1 protein-coding gene and 1 pseudogene are annotated in these 3,404 nt (G+C 72.5%); both read right to left on the bottom strand.

The genetic code is table 11. From position 1 onward, the window contains the following. On the bottom strand, window positions 1-1,334 hold a 1,334-nt coding region (locus ABZ070_RS36280; RefSeq protein ID WP_356640336.1), incomplete at its 3' end, for an SWF or SNF family helicase. Further along, a pseudogene (locus tag ABZ070_RS36275) lies at window positions 1,331-3,310 on the bottom strand (DEAD/DEAH box helicase); the annotation flags it as partial. The gene ABZ070_RS36280 and the pseudogene ABZ070_RS36275, both read right to left, overlap by 4 nt. Window positions 3,311-3,404: the final 94 nt, after the last annotated feature.

Here is a 3,404-nt window from a genome sequence, read left to right as displayed (position 1 = left end):
AGACGACGCCCGTCGGGTTGGCGCCGTTCTTGTAGCTGGAGCGCTGCCACTCGCGGGCGTACGCGTCCATGTCGACGGCGTGCCGGGCGGCCTTCGGCCGGGTCCGGTGACGCGGGCCCGGCCGGCGCCCACGCGCCTCGTTCCTTGCGGAACGGCCACCACTGTCCGTCGCGGCCCAGACGCAGTTGTGTCAGGGCGCCGACGACCGTCCAGCGGGCCGGACCCGCGGGGCGCAGCCGTGGCCGCTCCGCCTCGTCCGCCCACGCCGCCGCGAGGCAGTCGGTGGCCCTGGCGAGCTGTGCGGCGTCCGGCGTGAACTCCTCCTCGAGCACCGCCAGCCCGGCGGCGCCGCCGTAGTGCCATGCACGGACCGCCAGTTCGAGCTCTCCCCGGCCGCGTGCCGTACCGGCGGCGAGCCTTCCTGTGATCACCGGGCCCGGAACCGACGCCGCCATCCGCACCGCGTCCTGGTCGCGTGTCGGGGCAGGCTCGGCAATCTGCTCGGCGTGGCCGGGCGCGAGGGCCTGCCGCAGCATGAGGTGGGCGCGCGCGGCCGCGTCCGCCGCGAGGAACTCCAGCGCGCCGGCGTCTTGCCCGTCGGCCGCCGGAGTCTGCGTGTCGAGCGCGGGCGCGGGCCCGGGTCCGTCCGGCAGCGGAGGCGGACCGGGCAGTGGCGGCAGGTCGCCGGCCACCGCGAACGCCTCGTCGGCGCGCAGCCCCGCCCGCACGGGCGTCACGTCCGCCTCCGGCGGGTGAGCCCGTGCGACGCTGCGCAGCTGGAGCTCGTCCAGGAGACGGCGCTCGCCGCGTCCCCGCAACAGCAGCAGCACGAACGGGTCCTGGTCCAACAGGCGCGCGACCTGGTAGCAGAGCGCCGCCGTGTGCGGACAGTGGTCCCAGGCGTCGCAGGTGCATTCGGGCTCCAGGTCGCCGATGCCGGGGAGCAGCTCCACTCCGGCCGCCGCCGCGTCCTCCACGAGATGCGGCGGCATGTCCCGGTCGAGCAGCGCCGCGATGTGCCCGGAGCGGTCCGTGGCCGTGTCGAGGAACCGGTCCCAGTCCTGGTCGTCGAGCTGCTGGAGCAGCACATCACTGCGGTGGGCCGTCCCGTCGCGGTCCCTGACCACCGCGGTGATTCTTCCCGGCCGTACGGAGACCGCCCCGACCGCGCCCTCCCGGGCGTGCCGGCGGCCGCGCCGCAGCTGCTCGCCGTCGAGAGCGGTGTCCTCCAGGGCCTTCAGCCATGCCTGACCCCACCAGCTCTGCGCGAAGGCCCTGCCGCGAACGGGGGGCAGCGCGGCGAAGGTCCGCTCGTGTTCGTCCGGTCCGTTCATCGCCCAGTTCCTCGCAGTTCCACCAGGTCGGCCAGTTCGGCGTCGGTCAGTTCGGTGAGCGCCGCCTCGCCGGAACCGAGAACCGAGTCGGCGAGATCCTTCTTCCGTTCCAGCATCCGCGCGATCCGGTCCTCGATCGTCCCCTCCGCGATCAGCCGGTGGACCTGCACCGGCCGGTCCTGTCCGATCCGGTAGGCGCGGTCGGTGGCCTGTGCTTCGACCGCGGGGTTCCACCACCGGTCGAAGTGCACGACATGCTCGGCCCTGGTGAGGTTCAGACCGGTGCCCGCGGCCTTCAAGGACAGCAGGAACACGGGTACTTCCCCGTTCTGGAAGCGGTTCACCATCGCCTCCCGCTCCGGGACCGGCGTGCCGCCGTGCAGGAACTGCGTGGGCACCCCGCGCACGGCCAGGTGCTCCTCGAGGAGCCGTGCCATCCGGACGTACTGGGTGAAGACCAGCACTCTCGCGTCCTCGGCCAGGATGGTGTCGAGCAGTTCGTCGAGCAGTTCGAGCTTGCCCGAGCGGCCCGCGATGCGGGGGCGTTCCTCCTTCAGGTACTGCGCCGGGTGGTTGCAGATCTGCTTGAGCGCCGTCAGCAGCTTCACCACCAGGCCGCGCCGCTCCATCCCGTCGGCCCCGGAGATGGTGGCGAGGGTCTCGCGGACCACCGCCTCGTAGAGCCCCGTCTGCTCGGGCGTCAGCGACACCGCGCGGTCGGTCTCCGTCTTGGGAGGCAGCTCGGGTGCGATGCCCGGGTCGGACTTGCGCCTGCGGAGCAGGAACGGGCGTACCAGCGCCGCCAGCCGGCGGGCCGCCGCCGGGTCGGTACCGCCCTCGACGGCCTGGGCGTATCGGTTGCGGAAGGTGCCGAGCCGCCCGAGCAGCCCCGGCGTGGTCCAGTCGAGGATGGCCCACAGTTCGGACAGGTTGTTCTCCACCGGGGTCCCGGTGAGCGCCACGCGGGCCTTCGCGCCGATGGTGCGAAGCTGCCTGGCGGTCGCCGAGTAAGGGTTCTTGACGTGCTGCGCCTCGTCGGTGACGACCATGCCCCAGGAGACCTCGGCGAGCCGGGCCGCGTCGAGGCGCATCGTGCCGTACGTCGTGAGCACGAACTCTCCGGCGCGTAGCTCCCCGAGAGAGCGTGCGGTCCCGTGGAAGCGCCGCACGGGGGTGCCGGGCGCGAACTTCTCGATCTCGCGCTGCCAGTTGCCCATCAGCGAGGTCGGACACACCACGAGCGTCGGGCCGGCGCCCGAAGTCTCGGTCTGCCGGTGCAGATGGAGCGCGATGAGCGTGATCGTCTTGCCGAGCCCCATGTCGTCGGCGAGGCAGCCACCGAGGCCGAGGGACGTCATCGTGTGGAGCCAGTTGAGGCCCCGCAGCTGGTAGTCGCGAAGGTTCGCCGCGAGCGCCGCCGGCTGCCCGATGTCCTGCGGCGCGTTCTCGGATGCGGCGAGCCGTTCCCGGAGCCGTTCGAGCGGACCGGAAGCCTCGACCTCGACCGTGCGTCCGTCCACCTCGACCGTTCCGGTCAGCACGGCACCGAGCGCGTCGACGGGGGACAGCTTGCGGTCCTGGCTCTCGCGGGCGCGCCGTGCCTCGGCCGGGTCGATGAGCACCCACTCGTCGCGCAGTCGCACCACAGGGCGGCCCGCTTCCGCGAGCCGGTCCAGTTCGGCACGCGTGAGCCGGCTCTCCCCGAGCGCAAAACGCCAGTTGAAGGAGAGCAGGGCGTCCGCGGAGAGGAACGACGGCAGTCCCGACGACTCGTCCCCTCGCGTCCGCTGCTCGTCGTCGGATGAGCCGATCACGGCCCGTGCGTTGAGTCTGCGTGCCAACTGCCTGGGCCAGTGCACCTGGACCCCGCTGGCCGCGAGAGCCCGCGAGGCGTCGCCCAGCAACGCGGTGACGTCCTCGTCCGCGAGCTCGATCGCGTCGGGCACGGCGGCCTGCAGCAGCGGGGCCAGCGGTGGCCTATAACCAGCGTCTGAGAGAACGGGGTGTTGATCGCTTCGTAGACGCTATGCACGAAGCCAAGGTAGCCCTCTCGGCCCTAGAGCCCTTCTA

Origin of the sequence: Streptomyces sp. NPDC006283 (assembly GCF_040613325.1) — a bacterium.
Lineage (GTDB): Bacteria > Actinomycetota > Actinomycetes > Streptomycetales > Streptomycetaceae > Streptomyces.
This window is presented reverse-complemented; position numbering and strand designations above follow the sequence as displayed.